At 31.7% G+C, this 18,894-nt stretch carries 14 protein-coding genes and 2 tRNA genes; 9 read left to right on the forward strand and 7 right to left on the reverse strand.

Annotated features, from left to right (window positions below; translation table 11 throughout):
* Positions 1-247 precede the first annotated feature (247 nt).
* Complete coding sequence (locus SOM12_RS21805; RefSeq protein WP_095931208.1) at positions 248-829, reverse strand: RNA polymerase sigma factor; 582 nt, start codon at positions 827-829, stop codon at positions 248-250.
* Between the two features lie 252 nt (positions 830-1,081).
* Here SOM12_RS21805 and SOM12_RS21810 point away from each other — a divergent pair, with 252 nt between their 5' ends.
* Entirely contained in the window at positions 1,082-1,744 is a 663-nt protein-coding gene (locus SOM12_RS21810; RefSeq protein ID WP_320495454.1) for a hypothetical protein, read from the forward strand.
* A gap of 58 nt (positions 1,745-1,802) precedes the next feature.
* On the opposite strand, the gene SOM12_RS21815 is transcribed toward SOM12_RS21810, so the two are convergent.
* A tRNA-Tyr gene (locus SOM12_RS21815) sits at positions 1,803-1,883 on the reverse strand.
* 78 nt (positions 1,884-1,961) lie between these two features.
* Positions 1,962-2,036 (reverse strand) — tRNA-Val (locus SOM12_RS21820).
* A gap of 263 nt (positions 2,037-2,299) precedes the next feature.
* On the opposite strand from SOM12_RS21820, the gene SOM12_RS21825 reads away from it, so the two are divergent.
* Positions 2,300-4,090, forward strand: coding sequence for an ABC transporter ATP-binding protein (locus tag SOM12_RS21825; protein WP_320495455.1), 1,791 nt, complete (start codon positions 2,300-2,302; stop codon positions 4,088-4,090).
* A 193-nt stretch (positions 4,091-4,283) separates the two neighbouring features.
* Here the strand turns inward: SOM12_RS21825 and SOM12_RS21830 are convergent, their stop codons facing one another.
* Positions 4,284-5,453, reverse strand: a complete 1,170-nt coding sequence (locus SOM12_RS21830) for a proline dehydrogenase family protein (RefSeq protein WP_320495456.1) — start codon at positions 5,451-5,453, stop codon at positions 4,284-4,286.
* A gap of 186 nt (positions 5,454-5,639) precedes the next feature.
* Here SOM12_RS21830 and SOM12_RS21835 point away from each other — a divergent pair, with 186 nt between their 5' ends.
* The 7 genes from SOM12_RS21835 to recQ all read left to right on the forward strand — a co-directional run bounded on the left by SOM12_RS21835 (position 5,640) and on the right by recQ (position 14,999).
* Positions 5,640-8,336: an O-antigen ligase family protein gene (locus SOM12_RS21835; RefSeq protein ID WP_320495458.1), complete on the forward strand. Its 2,697-nt coding sequence runs from the start codon at positions 5,640-5,642 to the stop codon at positions 8,334-8,336.
* A gap of 138 nt (positions 8,337-8,474) precedes the next feature.
* Entirely contained in the window at positions 8,475-9,542 is a 1,068-nt protein-coding gene (gene aroB, locus SOM12_RS21840) for a 3-dehydroquinate synthase (RefSeq protein WP_320495459.1), read from the forward strand.
* A 56-nt stretch (positions 9,543-9,598) separates the two neighbouring features.
* Positions 9,599-9,778 (forward strand): hypothetical protein, encoded by a 180-nt coding sequence (locus SOM12_RS21845; RefSeq protein ID WP_320495461.1) that lies wholly within the window; start codon positions 9,599-9,601, stop codon positions 9,776-9,778.
* Between the two features lie 66 nt (positions 9,779-9,844).
* A complete protein-coding gene (locus SOM12_RS21850) occupies positions 9,845-11,248 on the forward strand; it encodes an arginine decarboxylase (protein ID WP_095931203.1) in 1,404 nt (467 codons plus the stop codon).
* Between the two features lie 102 nt (positions 11,249-11,350).
* Positions 11,351-12,319 (forward strand): deoxyhypusine synthase family protein, encoded by a 969-nt coding sequence (locus SOM12_RS21855; protein WP_095931202.1) that lies wholly within the window; start codon positions 11,351-11,353, stop codon positions 12,317-12,319.
* 8 nt (positions 12,320-12,327) lie between these two features.
* Positions 12,328-12,741 carry a DNA primase gene (locus SOM12_RS21860; protein WP_172426943.1) on the forward strand — a complete coding sequence of 138 codons (414 nt, stop codon included), beginning with the start codon at positions 12,328-12,330 and terminating at the stop codon, positions 12,739-12,741.
* A 143-nt stretch (positions 12,742-12,884) separates the two neighbouring features.
* A complete protein-coding gene (gene recQ, locus SOM12_RS21865; RefSeq protein ID WP_320495463.1) occupies positions 12,885-14,999 on the forward strand; it encodes a DNA helicase RecQ in 2,115 nt (704 codons plus the stop codon).
* 141 nt (positions 15,000-15,140) lie between these two features.
* Here recQ and SOM12_RS21870 read toward each other — a convergent pair whose 3' ends face one another.
* The 3 genes from SOM12_RS21870 to SOM12_RS21880 form a co-directional block, all read right to left on the reverse strand.
* Positions 15,141-15,656, reverse strand: coding sequence for a DinB family protein (locus SOM12_RS21870; protein ID WP_320495464.1), 516 nt, complete (start codon positions 15,654-15,656; stop codon positions 15,141-15,143).
* Positions 15,657-15,667: 11 nt separating this feature from the next.
* Positions 15,668-18,253 (reverse strand): phosphoenolpyruvate carboxylase, encoded by a 2,586-nt coding sequence (locus SOM12_RS21875; protein ID WP_095931199.1) that lies wholly within the window; start codon positions 18,251-18,253, stop codon positions 15,668-15,670.
* A 92-nt stretch (positions 18,254-18,345) separates the two neighbouring features.
* Positions 18,346-18,825, reverse strand: coding sequence for an Lrp/AsnC family transcriptional regulator (locus tag SOM12_RS21880; protein ID WP_008468989.1), 480 nt, complete (start codon positions 18,823-18,825; stop codon positions 18,346-18,348).
* Positions 18,826-18,894: the final 69 nt, after the last annotated feature.

Below are 18,894 nucleotides of genomic sequence, written 5' to 3' on the forward strand. Positions count from 1 at the left end.
ACTTCTTCTACACAACGAAGTTTAAATTCACAATTGTACTTGACTTTTCTTTCCATAAAAATGCCCCCAAATAGTGTCTAACTTTTTGGGGGCAGTTCATTAGAGTCTCTTTTTTGTTTTTAAGTATTTAAAGCTTTAATATGTTCTTCTTTAGCTTTTAAAAACTCTGAATTTAATCGTTCAATTTCTTCTAAAGCTTCAATCCATTTGTCAGCTGGATTTATATTGAAAGTTGGATAATAGTTTTTTACATTAGTGTAATCTTATTTTTGATAATAATTGCTCTTAAATTGTTTATGGCGTAACGCATTCTTCCCAACGCTGTATTTATACTGATTTCTTTTTCTTCAGATATTTCTTTAAAACTCATATTACGATATAATCGCATTTCAACTATTTCTTTTTGATCGTCATTGAGTTCTTCTATCAGTTTTTTTAAATCAATTTGAATCTGGTTTGTAATTATTCTATTTTCAATATTTGGAGAATTATCAGATAGAATAGAAAAAACGGAAAATTCATCAGTATCTCTTTGTATTGGCATTCTTTTTATTTTACGGAAATGATCCATAATCAAATTGTGAGAAATTCTCATAACCCAAGAAACGAATTTATCTTCTTCCTTATAAGAATTGCTTTTAAGTGTCTTAATTACTTTAACAAACGTATCTTGAAAAACATCATTTGCAATATCTGTATCCTTAATCTTCGAGCATATAAAACCATATATTCTAGATTTATGTCTGTTAATTAATTTTGAGAGCGCTTCTTCGTTACCTTCTACGTATTTTTTTATCAATAAAGAGTCAGGTATATTCAATTCAGTCATAACATCAAATTTCTAATTTTTGGAGTTGCAAAATTAAAGATGAATTGAATGTATCTTTTTGCCTATTAAGACTTTAAAGTATCAAAATACGGTCTTTTTTTATATAATTCCAGTTTCCTCCAAAAATCATAAACCTAACATTTCTAACTGTTCTTGCTATAGGGCTTTTGTTTATATTAAAAAGGTTAATGTATTAACCTGAAATATTTTTTAAATTGCTTGAAATAGAAATCAATTTATTATTTACAGAAAATGAATAAAACAACAATACTACTGATACTAGTAATCGTACTTTTTTCCTGTAAGAAAGATATTAATTCAGGATTTGATACTGTTGATAAACAAACTTTAGATTCAGTAAAGAATACAGAAAAGAATAAAAAATCTAATAGTAATATTGATAAGAGCATTTATACTAAATATGTATATACTAATTCTAAAGACAAAAGTCTAATAGTACAAAATAGCCTGCCCAAAGGCGGAATAAAATATACTCATCCTAAAGGAAACGAATACATTTATGCTGTATTTTGGACTCGAATAATCAATGAAACAGATGATTCTATTGAATTGAAAATTAACTTTCCTATAGATTCTTATGAGATTCCTACTCTGCCTGGAAAATATTACAAAACATTGATTCCATCTGACACGATGACAATTCAGAAAATACCTTTGTTTAATTATGGTTTGACAAACTTAGAAACTTTTTTTGATAAGAATATTGATAAACCATCTTTATTAAAAAGGACTATTAAACCAAAAGAATCAACTGCATTTTATGTTGTAACGTTTCGTTTGATTGGAGGAGATCAATATGGTGTGTTGAGAACAGAACTTAGTTTAAAGGGACAAAATCTTTTTTATAAAATAAGAGATAAAGAAATTCTGTGCGGAAGTATAGAAATAAAATAAGCTACTAAAAAAGAAAAATCCTGTAAATCAAAAGACTTACAGGATTTTCGTTTCTTTGTGGGGAGAGCAGGATTCGAACCTGCGAAGTTCACACAGCAGATTTACAGTCTGCCCTCGTTGGCCGCTTGAGTATCTCCCCAAAATCTGATTGCAAATTACAATTTATTGCATTCACGAAATTCAAAAAAAAATCCTTAATTTCTTAAGGATTTATTTGTGGGCGATGAGGGGTTCGAACCCCCGACCCCCTCGGTGTAAACGAGGTGCTCTGAACCAGCTGAGCTAATCGCCCTATTTTACTAGGCTGCTATCGTTTGTGATTGCGAGTGCAAATATACAGCTAGATTTTATATTTGCAAGCCTTTTTTTGAAAAAAGTAAAAAAAACTTCAATAAAAATATATAGAAAACTATTTTTCAACGAATTAAAAAAAAGAAAAAATCTGCAATTTCTAAATTTTAGTTAAAAATTGATTAGTCGAAAGCTTATTCAAGATATTCTTTTTGTATTCATTTGCTATAGTCATACCTTTGCGTACCTTAATTGTATATTCAAATGGCAAGATTTCAAGAAAATGATTTACCTAAAGCTAAATTAAACTCTAACTCCCTACAAAAAGCTCTCCGAATTTTTAAATACGCTAAAAATCACAAATGGAAATTCTTCCTAGGCTTGATTTTCTTATTTTTAACAAGCGCCACTGCCTTAGCCTTTCCTAAATTAATGGGAATGCTGGTTGATTGCGTTACGAATAAAGATCTTTCTAAAGCAAACGAAATTGCACTTGGTTTAATGGTGATTCTCACACTTCAGGCAATTTTCTCGTTTTTTAGAATTTCATTGTTTGTAAATTTTACCGAAAACTCTCTTTCTAATATTCGTTTTGCATTATATGAGAATCTGATAAAATTACCCATGTCGTTTTATTCTCAAAAACGTGTTGGAGAACTTAATAGTAGAATCAGTGCCGATATTTCGCAATTGCAAGATACATTTAGCACCACTATTGCTGAGTTTCTGCGTCAGTTTATTTTAATTATTGGAGGTTTTGTAATCTTAGGAAGCATTAGTCCAAAATTAACCTTAATGATGCTGGCAATTGTACCTATTGTAGCAGTTGCTGCTGTGATCTTTGGAAGATTCATTCGTAAATACGGAAAAAAAACACAAGATAAAGTTGCCGAAAGCCAGGTTATAGTTGAAGAAACACTGCAAGGAATTAGCAATGTAAAAGCATTTGCTAACGAATGGTACGAAATTCAGCGTTATAAAAACAAAATTAGAGAAATTGTAAAAATCGCTATTAAAGGTGGTCAATACAGAGGTTATTTTGCTTCGTTTATTATTCTTTGCCTTTTCGGATGTGTTGTTGCTGTTGTTTGGTACGGAATCACATTAACGATTAAAGGAGAAGTTGAAGGTGTTGGTGATTTAATCTCGTTTGTATTATATACTACATTTATTGGTGCTTCTTTTGGTGGAATTGCAGAAATGTACGCGCAAATTCAAAAAGCAGTTGGCGCAACAGAGCGTGTTTTTGAATTATTAGAAGAAACTCCAGAAGAAATCAATGCTAAGCCAAGACTTTCGGCAGTTGAAAAAATAAAAGGAAATGTAGCTTTCAATAACGTTGCTTTTAGTTATCCTTCAAGAAAGGAAGTTCAGGTTTTAAAAGATGTGAATTTCAATGCCGAATTCGGCCAGAAAATAGCAATCGTTGGACCAAGTGGAGCCGGAAAATCTACTATTTCTTCGCTTTTATTGCGTTTTTACGATATAACTTCAGGAGAAATTTTAGTTGATGGAAAAAATATTTACGATTATGATTTAGAAAATCTTCGAGGAAATATGAGTATCGTTCCTCAAGATGTTATTTTGTTTGGTGGAACAATTAGAGAAAATATTGCTTATGGAAATCCAAACGCTTCTGAAGAAGAAATTATAGCAGCCGCTAAACAAGCTAATGCGTTCAATTTTGTAGATGGTTTCCCTGAGAAATTTGAAACTTTGGTTGGAGAACGTGGAGTTAAGCTTTCTGGAGGTCAGCGTCAGCGTATCGCAATTGCGAGAGCTTTGCTTAAAAACCCAAGCATTTTGATCTTAGACGAAGCAACTTCTTCTTTAGATAGTGAAAGCGAAAAACTAGTTCAAGAAGCTCTAGAAGTTCTGATGGAAGGAAGAACAAGCATTATTATTGCGCACAGGCTTTCTACAATTAGAAATGCAGACAAAATCTTAGTTTTAGACAACGGAAGAATTTCTGAAGAAGGAACACATCAAGAACTAATAAACTTAGAAAACGGAATTTACAAGAATTTAAGCAACTTACAGTTTAGTAACTCTTAATTTGAAAATCCAATTTTTATAAAATCCAAATTCAAAAAAAAACTCCATTTAAAAATCAAATGGAGTTTTTTTATCTCAAATAACAAACCCGAAAGATTCTTAAAAACTGTCGGGTTTAATAATACTGACTTATTTCGAATAAAAAAGCTTCAATTTTAATTGAAGCTTTTTCTATATTAAACTGTAAACTGAATTATTTCCCTTTTCTACGTTTACGTTCTGCTTTAATCATAGATAATTCGCGGCTAGTTTGACCAGCAACAGAAGTATTCTCTTCTGCACGACGAATCAAGTACGGCATAACATCTTTTACAGGTCCGAATGGTAAGTATTTAGCAACGTTATAACCATTTTCTGCTAAGTTGTAGCTAATATTATCACTCATTCCGTATAATTGTCCGAACCAAATTCTAGAATCATTTTTAGCGATTCCTTTTTGGGCCATCATTTCCATTAATTTATAAGAGCTCAATTCGTTGTGAGTTCCTGCAAAAATGGCCATTTTTTCAATATGCTCTAACATATATTGTACAGCATTATCGTAATTGATATCAGTAGCTTCTTTAGAAACACAGATTGGAGAAACATAACCTTTTTCTTCCGCTCTTTTGTTTTCTTTTTCCATGTAAGCGCCACGAACTAGTTTCATTCCGATATAAAAACCTTCGGATTTCGCTACCTCATGAAGTTTTTTCAAATAATCTAAACGATCCCAACGATACATTTGCAAAGTGTTAAATACAATTGCTTTTTCTTTATTGTATTTACGCATCATATCGGTAACCAAATCATCAGCTGAATCTTGCATCCAGCTTTCTTCACCATCAATTAATAAGGCAACATCTTTTTTATGAGCTTCGCCACAAACTTTATCAAAACGGGCCACTACTCGATCCCACTCTGCTTGTTCTGCGGGATTAAGAGTTTGTTTTTCTCCTAATTTTTCGTACAATTCAAAACGACCTAAACCTGTTGGTTTAAAAACTGCAAATGGAATTGCTAAACGTTCTTTAGCAAAATCAATAGTTCTTAAAGTCATTTCTAATGCAGCATCAAATTGCTCCTCTTCTTCTTTTCCTTCAACAGAATAATCTAAAACAGACGAAACGCCTTTTGTAAACATTTTATCTACAACAGTAAGACAGTCGTTTTCGTTTACACCACCACAAAAGTGATCAAAAACAGTTGCACGAATTAATCCTTCTACTGGTAAATGAGCTTTAATTGCAAAATTTGTTACAGCAGTTCCTATTCTTACTAGAGGTTCACTGTCAATCATTTTGAAAAGGAAATAAGCTCTATCAAGTTCTGTATCACTTTTTAGCGAAAACGCAACTTGTGTGTTATCGAATATTTTTTCCATTAAGTTTAGTTTTTGTGCAAAGATATAGAGTGTTTTGAATATTATTCACTAAATGGTATCATATTTTTCAATTTTAGCAATAAAAAAGAAATCAATTTTAGCTAAAGAATGCGATAGAATAATTATTTTCCAAATAAGTAAGAAATTACTTTGAATTTTTACTAATTTTGCAAAAAAATGAGTGTTATGAATGCAATTGATAAAATACTTAATGAAACAAAAAGAAAGCAAAGCATCTCAAGCTTTACTGTTCTAACAGTTATTATTTCATTACTCGCAATTGACTTTTTTCCTTATTTTAAAAGTTTAGAAATCATCAATCCTCAATTCCTTTATTTGTCACTGATAAATATGCTATTGGGCTTTTATTTTTACTTTAATTCAGATATAACTTCAATTACCTCATTGTCAATATTAAAAAAGAGTTTCCTTTTTAAACTTTATCTAGCTTTTGTATTTCTTTGCGGAATATCTCTTTTTGCAGCAAAAAACACATCGCTAGTTTATACTAAATTTACTGAAATAGTAATTGTATTTTGCTTATTTATAAATCTCACTATTCTACTGAAAGACAAGCTAGATCTGCTTTATAAAATTACTATAATCGTAGGTATTAGCGCTTTTTTACAGGCTTGGTTGCAATTATGCAATTTTATAATTATTCCGCGACATGCTTCCATAATAGATCTTTTGCATGCAATGAAAGGAAATACAGGAAATATAAATATACTTGCAGCAAGTCTTACAATCAAAGTTCCATTTTTATTGCTTGGAATAACTTATTACGATGGTTATAAAAAATGGTTCCTTCTCGTCGCATTATTTTCAGTAAGTGCAGTCATTTTTCTAACTGGCGCAAGAACTCCTTTAATAAATCTTTTTTTAATCTATACTGTCTACATCATTTATCTACTTAAAGGATCTCTTAGTAAATCGAATTTCATAAGGATTATATATTTAATAATTCCTGTTTTAATAGCTGTATTATTTGTAAATTCAATTTTTGAAAAATCTAAAGACAAGGAACGATATGCATCGTTGGAGAACAGAGTTAGCCAGATTAATACTGATGACGCTTCATCAAACGCTAGATTAACATTTTGGGGTAATGCAATTAAAATGAGCGAAAAAAATCCAATTTTTGGAATTGGATTAGGTAATTATCAAGTCGAATCCATTCCTTATGAAAGGACTACTTCTAACGATTCAACTGTTTCTTTGCATGCCCATAATGACTTTCTTGAAATCTTAGCTGAAACAGGTATTATTAATGGTTTAATTTACCTTTCTATATTTATTTATCTTTTAATTATTAATTTGAAAAAGATAATTAAGCCAAATAGCACCGATAAGCAACTTATTGCGATCTTAACATTGATGTTGCTAATTGCATATGGTATAGATTCTTTCTTTAATTTCCCGATGTACAGACCTACAATGGCTATATTTTTTAGTTTGATTTTAGCCTTGAGCTTGGCTAATACTGAAATAGATCAAATCGTGCCATCAAATAAAATTTCATTAAAAATTACAGTTTCAATTATAATTATAGTATCTCTACTAACAAGTTATTCTGCTTTTATAATTTATAAAGCTTCAAACTTAGAATACTTAATTGCTCTTGACGATATAAACATGAACACAAAAGGTGTTCTTAGCGGAGATGAAGTAGTGAATAAAATGTCAGCATATCCCAATACACTTAGTAGTTCAGAGTCATTTTATGAATATGCTGGAATTTATTATGTACGCGAGAAAAATTACGAAAAGGCACTTAACTGTTTTTCAAAAGCAAGTAAAATTAATGGTTATGCTGGACGTATTGAGTTTTACAAGCAAGTCATTTCTAAACATAAAGGAAATATTGATAGTGCTTATATTTATTCAAAACAAGCTTTTTATCTACGTCCAAGAAATTATGACATATTTAATAATGCAATTAAATTTGCTATATCTAAAAGGGACACATTAGAAATAATAAAACAGAATAAGTTGTTTTCGGAATACAGACCAATGCCTCAAACATGGAATATTGCAGCTCGCGGACTTCAATATTCAGGCTATAATTATCGAAATTTACTTAAATTTATTGATGAAGGATTGAGGAAATTCCCTAAAGATAGTCTCTTAACAATACAAAAAAACGAACTTTTAATTACAAGTTATCTAATTGGAGGTCATAATTTTGAAAACAAATCGGATTTAAACAATGCTTTACATTCCTATGAAAAAGCGTTAAAAATTGATCCTAGAAATGTGTACGTATCTCAAAATATAGGATTTAATTATTTAAAGCAGGGGCAAAATAAAAAAGCAATAAATGCTTTTCTTGAAGCATTAAAATCGCCTGGTTTAAATGGCGGAAAGACAGAGTTTTTCTTAGGTATTTGTTATTTAAAAGAAAATGATAAAGCTAATGCACTTAAGTATTTTAACTTAGCAAAAGAGAAAAATTATTCTGCTGCAAAACAATTAATGTCTAAAATTCAGAATACTGATGCAGAAGAAGCTGCATTAAAAAAGCGTAAAAATGATCTTTTAATCGCAGATTTAATTACAGAAGGACAAAAATTTGAAGAACAGAAAAAAATGGATGAAGCTCTTGAGTCTTACCAAAAAGCTTTAAAAATTGATCCAAAAAGTATTTACGCTGCACAAAATATTGGTTTCTATTATTTAAAAGTCGGCCAGTCAAAAAAAGCCATAAATTATCTTTTGAATGCTTTAAAGTATCCGGGCTTAAATGGTGGAAAAACAGAATATTTCCTTGCAATTTGTTATCTCCAAGAAAATGACAATAGTAATGCATGTAAGTATTTGCATATATCAAAAAGCAAAAGCTATCGTGATGCTGAAGCACTAATTGCTAACAAATGCAATTAGCTATACAGGCGAAATTTTGAATTTAAGAAAGCTGCTAAATGATATAGGCTAATTTATTTTAAAACAAATTAGCCCAGAAGTTTGAATATTATTACGTTAAAAATGCCTTATTTTGCGCTTTCAATTAACAAAAGAATTATGCAATCTATTCAAGCCAATAATTATCTTGTACATTTTAATGAGAATGCTTACGAAGCTTTAAATAAACATTTGAGAGAGAATAAATATTCTAACATATTTATAATCGTAGATGATCAGACTAATGAACATTGTTTGCCAAAATTTATTCCTTTATTAGAGACAGATTTAGCGATCGAAATCATTGAATTTGAAGCTGGTGAAGCCAATAAAAACATTGAGACTTGTATCGAGATATGGAATATATTAACAGAACTTGGTGCTGATAGAAAATCGCTAGTTATTAATTTGGGAGGTGGCGTTGTTACAGACTTAGGTGGTTTTGTTGCTTCTACTTTTAAAAGAGGTGTAAATTTCATTAATATCCCTACTACATTATTATCTATGGTTGATGCTTCTGTTGGAGGAAAAACTGGTGTTGACTTAGGAAATCTTAAAAATCAGATTGGCGTTATCAACGTGCCTCAAATGGTTTTAATTGACACGCAATATTTGGAAACTTTACCACAAAGCGAAATGCGTTCTGGTTTGGCAGAAATGCTAAAACACGGGTTAATATATGATGCGCCGTACTGGAGACAATTTTCAGATTTGAAATCCATTGTTTTTGATGAATTAGACCAATTAATTTATCGTTCGGTTGAAATCAAGAATGAAATCGTAATTCAGGATCCAACTGAGAAAAACATCCGTAAAGCTTTAAACTTCGGACATACGTTAGGACACGCCATTGAAGGATACTTTCTAGAAAGTGAAGAAAAAACCACTTTACTACATGGAGAAGCCATTGCGGTTGGAATGATTTTGGAAAGTTATATTTCTCTTCAAAAAGGATTAATTTCTGCAGAAGAATATAGAGAGATTAAAGCAGTGATTAAAGACATTTATGATGATGTAATTTTTGAAGAAAAAGACATCGATCCGATCTTAGAATTGCTAATTCACGACAAAAAAAATGAATACGGTTTAATTCAATTTGCATTGATTGAAGAAATCGGAAAAATAAAAATTAACCAATCCGTTGAAAATAAATTGATTCTAGAAGCGTTTGAGGATTATAAATCTTAAACTTTTTTTAATCAAAAGCATTGCATTTGGTATATATTATTTTTTACATTTGCGCCATGAAAACAAAGAATCAGCAAAGACACTTTAGCTCTTACAGAAACAGACTCAACAGTTCTTTATTAAGAATGTTGGATCGTTTTTATAATAGTAAAAGCCCATTCTGTTTTGATGTTTTCCAATGTACAAAAGCCGAGCACGAAAAACTGCCGATTATATTTGCCAATATTAGAGTTTGAATTTAAGATTAAGCCCCAGAAAGCCTAACATTAAGTAAAATACAATCTCTAAACATTGATAAATAAATGAATACAAAATATTCTGATCTAATAAATCAAACATACTACTTTCCACAAGAGGAATTCAAACTAAACAAAGACAACCTATTGTTTCACAACATCGATTTGATGAAATTGGTTGAGCAATATGGCACACCATTAAAGTTTACTTATCTGCCTCAGATTTCTGAAAATATCAACAAAGCAAAAGCTTGGTTCAGAAAATCAATGGAAAAAAATAAATACGAAGCAAAATATTACTATTGTTATTGCACAAAAAGCTCTCATTTTGAATACATTATGAATGAAGCTTTCAAGAATAACATTCACATCGAAACTTCATCTGCATTTGACGTGAATATTGTGGAGAATTTATTAGAAAATGGAAAAATCAACAAAAGTACTTATGTAATTTGTAACGGTTTTAAAAGAGATGAATATATTGCTAACATTGCAAGATTAATCAACAACGGACATAAAAACACTATTCCGATTATTGATAATTACGAGGAGTTAGATTTGCTTCAGGCAGAAATTAAAGGAAAATTCAAAATCGGAATCCGTATCGCTGCCGAAGAAGAGCCTAAGTTTGAGTTTTATACTTCTAGATTAGGTATTGGTTACAAAAACATAGTTTCTTTCTATAAAAAACAAATACAGGAAAATGATAAATTAGAGCTGAAAATGCTTCACTTTTTTATCAATACCGGAATTAACGATACATCATATTACTGGAATGAGCTTGTAAAATGTATTAAAGTATATATTGCTCTTAAAAAAGAGTGTCCTACTCTAGACGGTTTGAACATTGGTGGTGGTTTTCCAATTAAAAACTCACTTGCCTTTGAATATGATTATCAATACATGATTGATGAAATTATCAATCAGATCAAAATTGCTTGTGATGAAGCTGAAGTTGATGTTCCAAATATTTTTACGGAATTTGGATCATTTACTGTAGGTGAAAGCGGTGGTGCAATCTATCAGATTTTGTATCAGAAACAACAAAATGATAGAGAAAAATGGAATATGATTGACTCATCTTTCATTACCACTTTACCAGATACTTGGGCTATAAACAAACGTTTTATTATGCTGGCAGTAAATCGCTGGAATGATACTTACGAACGGGTTCTGTTAGGAGGTCTGACTTGTGATAGTGACGATTATTACAATTCTGAGCAAAACATGAACGCCATTTATTTGCCTAAATATAACAAAGAGAAGCCTTTGTATATTGGATTCTTTAATACTGGCGCTTATCAAGAAACAATTGGAGGATACGGAGGTCTACACCACTGTTTGATTCCACAACCTAAACATATTTTAATCGATCGTGATGAGAATGGAATTCTGGCAACCGAAGTGTTCTCAGAGCAACAGACTTCAGACGACGTTTTAAAGATTTTAGGATACAAAAAAAAGGTGTAAAAAAAACGGCACATTAAGTAATAATTTTTCTTAAAAAATTCTTAATTTGCATGAACATCCAAAAAGGTTAAAACTTTTTAATTCAAAAAAAAAACAAAAAAAATGAAAGGACCAATCAGTCAGTTTATTGAAAAACATTATTTGCATTTTAACTCTGCTTCATTAGTAGATGCTGCAAAAGCTTATGAGCAGCAATTAGCTGATGGTGCTAAAATGCTGGTAAGTATGGCTGGCGCAATGAGTACAGCAGAAATTGGTAAAATTTTTGCCGAAGTAATCAGACAGGACAAAGTGCATATTATTTCATGTACTGGAGCAAACTTAGAAGAAGATATCATGAATTTAGTAGCTCATTCTCACTACGAGAGAGTTCCTAACTATCGCGATTTAACACCAGAAGACGAATGGGCTTTATTAGAAAGAGGATTAAACCGTGTTACAGACACTTGTATTCCTGAGCATGAAGCTTTCCGTCGTTTGCAAAAACATATTTACAAAATTTGGAAAGACGCTGATGACAAAGGTGAGCGTTACTTCCCGCATGAATTTATGTATAAAATGTTATTGTCTGGCGTTTTAGAAGAATATTATGAAATTGATCTAAAAGATAGCTGGATGTATGCAGCTGCAGAGAAAAACTTGCCGATTATCGTTCCAGGATGGGAAGATAGTACAATGGGGAACATCTTTGCTTCATACGTAATTAAAGGAGAATTAAAAGCGTCTACTATGAAATCTGGAATTGAATACATGACTTTCCTTGCGGATTGGTATTCTAAAAACAGTTCAAACGGAATTGGATTCTTCCAAATCGGTGGTGGTATCGCAGGTGACTTCCCTATCTGTGTAGTGCCAATGCTATACCAAGATATGGAAATGCACGATGTTCCATTTTGGAGTTATTTCTGCCAAATTTCAGATTCAACAACTAGTTATGGATCTTATTCTGGAGCAGTTCCAAATGAAAAAATCACTTGGGGTAAATTAGACATCAAAACCCCAAAATTTATTATTGAATCGGATGCTACAATCGTTGCGCCGTTAATTTTTGCATACTTATTAGATTTATAAGATAATTTATGAAAAGAGTTATAGTAGACTACGCCAAACTTACCAACGAAATTTTAAACCTTTTGGTTGAAAAATTTCCTGATGGTTATGATGATTCGGATGTTATCCGTTTTAGAAATGCTAAAAACGAATTGGTTGAAGCTGTAGAAGTTCGTACTGAAGACACAATTTACTTGGTGAAAATTAGTACTAAACTTGCTGACAGAATTGAAAACTACGATGAAGATGATGATTTAGATGTTGATGTAGATGCAATTGCGCCAGTTAAAGGTATTGATCTTGATGATGATATTAGCAATGACGATGACGAAGATGATGATAATCTTGATAAGCCAGATACTGACAGTGGTGACGATGATGACGATGAAGATGACAAAGCAGATACTGAATATGATGAAGAAGACGAAGACGATGAAGATTAATTCATTTTCTTTTTAATAAATAAAGGAACTCTATTGGGAGTTCCTTTTTTTTATGATGAATAAGAAACAAACAAAACCAAATTATATTTTTATTTTTATAGGATTATTTTTACATTTAAATCTTGGATAAAAAATATATGCCTATGACTTCAGAAATTCTACATACTACACTAAAAGAAAATTTTGGTTTCGAAAGATTCAGACCCAATCAAGAAACCATAATTAATACCATTTTGTCAGGACAAGATACCTTGGCAATTATGCCCACTGGAGGTGGAAAATCAATATGTTTTCAACTTCCCGCTTTAATTCTACCAGGAATAACAGTTGTCATATCGCCTTTGATCGCTTTAATGAAAGATCAGGTTGATAGTTTAAAAACCAACGGAATTTCTGCTTGTTTTATTAATAGTAGCCAATCTTCTCAAGAGCAGCAATATTATATTGATAATTTAAAAACAAATCATTTTAAGTTAGTTTATATCGCGCCTGAAAGTCTTTCTTATTTGGATATGGCTTTCAATGAGTTGAACATTAGCTTAATAGCAATTGATGAAGCACATTGTATTTCGTCTTGGGGTCATGACTTTAGACCTGCTTATACTAATTTGGGTTATTTGAAAAGTCGTTTCCCTTCTACTCCAATTTTGGCCTTAACTGCGACTGCTGACAAAGCAACACGAACAGATATAACCAAGCAATTAAATCTTAAGAATCCAAAAACGTTTATCGCTTCTTTTGATAGAGCAAATTTGAGTCTAGAAGTTCGTCCTGCTTTAGATCGCGTTAAGCAAATCATTGATTTTATTGAAAGCAAACCCAATGAATCTGGAATAATTTATTGCTTGAGTCGTAAAACTACAGAAGAACTTGCTGAAAAACTTAAAAAGAACGGAATTGAAGCTAAAGCATATCATGCAGGCCTAGATAATGAAACACGTGCCAAAACTCAGGATCAATTTATTAATGACGATTGTCAAGTAGTTTGCGCTACAATTGCTTTCGGAATGGGAATTGACAAATCAAATGTTCGTTGGGTCATTCACTACAATCTTCCAAAAAATATAGAAGGATATTACCAAGAAATTGGGCGTGCGGGCCGAGATGGTTTGCCAGCTGAAACCGTTTTGTTTGAAAGTTACGCCGATGTAATTCAATTGCAGAAATTTGCATCGGAAGGATTGAACTCAGATATTCAGCTTGCAAAGTTAGATCGTATGAAGCAATATGCCGATGCTGTAAGCTGCCGCAGAAAAATTCTGCTGTCTTATTTTGGCGAACTGGTAACTGAGAATTGCGGAAACTGCGATATTTGCAAAAATCCGCCAACTTTTTTCGATGGGACGATTCTCGCACAAAAGGCTTTGTCGGCAATTGTGCGATTAAGAGAATCTGAGTCTCTAGCTGTAATTGTTGATTTTTTGAGAGGCTCGAGAAACGCGTATATTTACGAAAAAAATTATCAAGAGCTAAAAACGTACGGAATTGGCGCTGATGTTTCTTGGTACGATTGGAATCAATATCTTATTCAGCTTATCAATTTAGGATATTGTGAAATTGCTTTTCATCAGCACAATAAAATTTTGCTTACTCCTTTTGCGAAGAAAGTTTTGTTTGAAGGAGAAAAAGTAAAACTGACAACAGTTGTCAAAAAAGTAATTGATAAAAACGAAGCCAAAGAAGCAAAACCAAAAGCTGCTAAAAATTCTCTTTTTGAAACGCTTAGAAAATTACGTTATGAAATCGCTCAAGAAGAAGAAGTTCCCGCGTATGTTATCTTTAGTGATGCATCATTAAGACAAATGGAAGTTTTAAGACCAATGTCTGATGAAGATTTTCTTGCTGTGGAAGGTGTTGGTAAAGCTAAACTAGAAAAATACGGAACCGATTTTATAAATGCTATAATTGAATTTCAGCGGAATAAATCGGTTGTCAAAAAAGAGAAAAAAGAAAATACTTATAAAAAAACGCTAGAATTATTTCAAGCCGGACTTTCTGTAAAGGAAATTGCTGAGCAACGAAATCTGGGCGAAACTACAATCATTTCTCATTTGGCTAAATTATACGTTGACGGAAATGATATAGATTTAAGTCAATTTGTTTCGGAAGAGGAAATTCTTCAAATTGAAAAAGCTAAGATTGAATTAGAAAATCCTAATGCATTAAGACCTTACTTCGATTACTTTGAAGAAAAAATGTCTTATGACAAAATTCGATTTGGATTGGCGTTCCTGGAGAGAAAGCATCAAACAGCATAAAAAGGCTTCGACTTCGCTCAGCCTGACATACCAATTAATAAACTATCTATTCCAGGCTGAGCGAAGTCGAAGCTCACGTTTCTAAAAGCAAAAAACTGTACTTTTTCAAGTACAGTTTTTTTTTTATATACAAAGTATATTTTACAAATATCTCTCTTCAAAAACTTTCTGATGGTGTTTTTGATGTCCAATCATTACAAAACCTAAAGCACGAACAGAAATCGGATTGTTAGACGCAGTTCCAATTCTCTTCAACTGTTCTTTGGATAAGCTTTTGTAAAATAATAAAGTCGAATGTCTTACCGCTGAAAATTCAGTAAGCAGATCTTGAATACTTCTGCTGTTTGAATTTGTATTGTCTGCATAATCATTTTCCTCAAAGCTTGGTAAAGGCGTTTTGTCGTTTCTTGAAAAACGCAAAGCACGATATGCAAAAATTCTCTCCGTATCTATTACGTGCTGAATAATATCTTTAATGGTCCACTTCCCTTCCGCGTAGCGATAATCAAATTTATCCATTGGAATATTTTGAACAAATCGAATGAACTCGTGAAGAGAAATTTCCAATTCTTCAATTAAAATACCATCTCCGGCTGCTTTAATGTAAGTTTCAAAATGACCTGAATATTCATTTTCCAATAATTCTGATGCTCTCATTTTTTATTTTTTTAAGCTGAGTTTCTACTTGCATTCGTATTTCCGAATAGTGATCTCGTTACGATTTTCTCATAAACTTTAATCAACTCTTCATCAGGAGTTTGTTCTTTGTTTAGCTCATTGATTCTCAATAAAGCATATTGCTGAATTGTCAATAAAGGCAAAACAATACGCTCTCTTATTTGAATAGAAGCAATACCATCAGGATAATTTTCCATTAATGTTTTATGATCAGCAATTTTCAACAAAAGACGTTTTGTTTCTGAGAACTCATCGTAAATAATCTGCCAGAATTCGCCAAACTCAGGATCATTTTTCATGTAAGCTGTCAAAGGCAAGAATGATTTTGCTAATGACATCATACTGTTTTCAAGCAAAGTTTTGAAAAACAATGAATTGTGATATAAATCGCTTACTTTGTTCCATTGACCAGATTCTTCAAAATGTTTTAATGCCGAACCTACTCCAAAAAACCCAGGAACGTTTTGCTTTAATTGACTCCATGAACCTACAAACGGAATTGCTCTTAAATCGGCAAAATCTAAAGATTCAGATTTACTTCTTTTTGAAGGACGGCTTCCAATATTAGTTTTTGAATAATATTTAAGCGTACTCATTTTTTCTAAATACGGAATAAACTTTGGATGGTTTTTGAAACTTAAATATTTCTCATAACCTAAATTAGCCAAATCCGTTAAAATTTGAGTTTCATCAGCTGTTAGTTCATTTTTCTCTTTACTAAATACTTGATTTGTAACACCGGCACTCAATAAGTTTTCGATATTGTAACGGCAAGAATCTAAAGTTCCAAAATTAGAGCTAATAGTCTGACCTTGAACTGTAATTTGAATCTCGTTGTTTTCAATTTTTGGACCTAAAGAAGCGTAGAATTTATGTGTTTTTCCACCGCCACGAGCTGGAGGTCCACCACGTCCGTCAAAGAAAATAGCTTTAATTCCGTATTCTCTAGAAATTTTAGTCAGCGAAATTTTAGCTTGATAAATACTCCAGTTTGCCATTAAATAGCCGCCATCTTTAGTTCCGTCAGAGAATCCAAGCATTATGGTTTGCTTATTTCCTCTAGATTTCAAATGTTTAGCATATTCTGGATTGGTATACAATTGCTCCATAATGGCATGTGCATTTTGTAAATCGTCTACAGATTCAAAAAGCGGAATAATATCAACTGTTGGTTTTTCCCAGTTATTTAAACGAATCATAGCAAATGTTTCCATCACATTCAACGCACTTTCGTTATTACTGATAATGTAACGGTTTGCTCCTTCTTCACCATTATTTTGCTGAATGGTTTTAATGGCTTGCACCGATTCTAAAGTATATCTTGTAATTTCATTTTCGAAATCAACAGGATTTAGATTTCCTTTTACTTTAGAAAGAACATCAATTTTTTGATCTTCTGTCAATTCGAAATAATTCTTAGGAAAAACATCTGAACCAGAATTCAAATAGTAATCTACCACATCTTTGAAAACGGCATTATGAATTTTACTATTCTGACGAATATCTAAAGTCGCAAAATGGAATCCGAACAAATTAATTTTTACTAGAAAAGCATCTAATTCATCCAAATATAAAGATTGATGTTTCTCTATAATTATAGTTCGAATTTTGTTTAATTGTGTCAATAATTCTTCTAAAGTAATAAAGATATCTCCTTTAGAATAGAATACAGAACGGTAAAGCTTATGTTCAAGTTCTGCTACTAAATCATCTACACCTGAGAAAGTTAGCTTGCGTTTTAAGTTTCTCATTTCTACATAATAGCACTTTAAAATTGAGGTGCGCAAACGATCTGCAACTTTAAGTGTAATATCTGTAGTAACAAAAGGATTTCCGTCACGATCACCCCCTGGCCAGAAACCAAGTTTTACTAATTGATTATGAATCGGATTTCCGTTTAAAATGTTTTTCTGCAAATAATGTACAATTTCTCCTGCAGTAGCATAAAATACATTTTCTAGGTACCAAATTAAGCTTACTGCTTCATCATAAGGATTTGGTTTTTCTTTCTGAATGAAAGGCGTTTTTCCTAATTGAGCAAGTAATTGTTTAATTTGAAGCAAATCATTTTGACGAATAGCTTCTGTCAAGTCATTTATAATTCCTAAAACGGGTCCTGGATAAAACTGAGTAGGATGCGCTGTTAAAACTGTACGAACGTTAAAGTTTTCTAGAAACTCTACCAATTCGTCATCTTTCTCTTTAGCATCAGATTTCTCCTTAATATCACGAAGAGATCCACGCCCTTCCATATTATTAACTTCTGGAAAAGCAGCATCTTCAATGGCATCAAACAATACAATCTGACGTTCTATATATTGAATAAATCGAAACATAAGATCGATTTTTTCATCTTCAGAAGTATTGTTTAAAAATTTATTAGAAAAGAAATCTACGATTTCTTTTGGTGTTTCTTGTTTTTTAAAGCCCGTTTCGCAAGTCTCTGTAAATAAAGGAAGTAAGACCCCTGTGTTATCTATAGAGTCAAAAGGTAATGTTATGAAAACACTATTATAAATGTGGTATTTTGAGAGAACGTCTTGATTAAAACGCTCAATTTTTGGCAACGTATACATAATCGTGTTATAGTTGGTTGGTTAATTAGTCATAAAAAAACCCCAAGAATAAACTTGAGGTTATATTTTAATATAGCATTCAAGAAAAGTTATTACATATTTTTGAAAATAGTATGCATCAAACGCTTCTTATCGTTTATACTTTCCTCTAATGAAATCATTGTTTCTGTTCTGTAAACACCATCAATATCGTCAATCATAAAGATAACTTCTTTCGCGTGCTTAGTATCTTTTGCTCTAATTTTACAAAAGATGTTGAATTTTCCTGTAGTTACAGAAGCTACAGTTACGAATGGAATTTGATTGATTCTCTCTAATACAAATTTAGTCTGAGATGTATTATTTAGAAAAACCCCTACATAAGCAATAAATGAATAACCTAATTTATCGTAATCCAAGGCTAATGAAGACCCCATGATGATACCGGCATCTTCCATCTTTTTAACTCTAACGTGTACTGTACCAGCAGATATCAATAGTTTTTTTGCAATGTCAGTAAACGGAACTCTCGTATTGTCTATTAACATATCTAAAATCTGGTGATCTACTTCATCTAAACGAAATTTACTCATAATTGTTTAATTAATATTACTAATTGCTATTACAAAGTATAAAATTATATATAAAAAACAACAAATTCA

Origin of the sequence: Flavobacterium sp. CFBP9031 (assembly GCF_034044945.1) — a bacterium.
Classification (GTDB): domain Bacteria; phylum Bacteroidota; class Bacteroidia; order Flavobacteriales; family Flavobacteriaceae; genus Flavobacterium.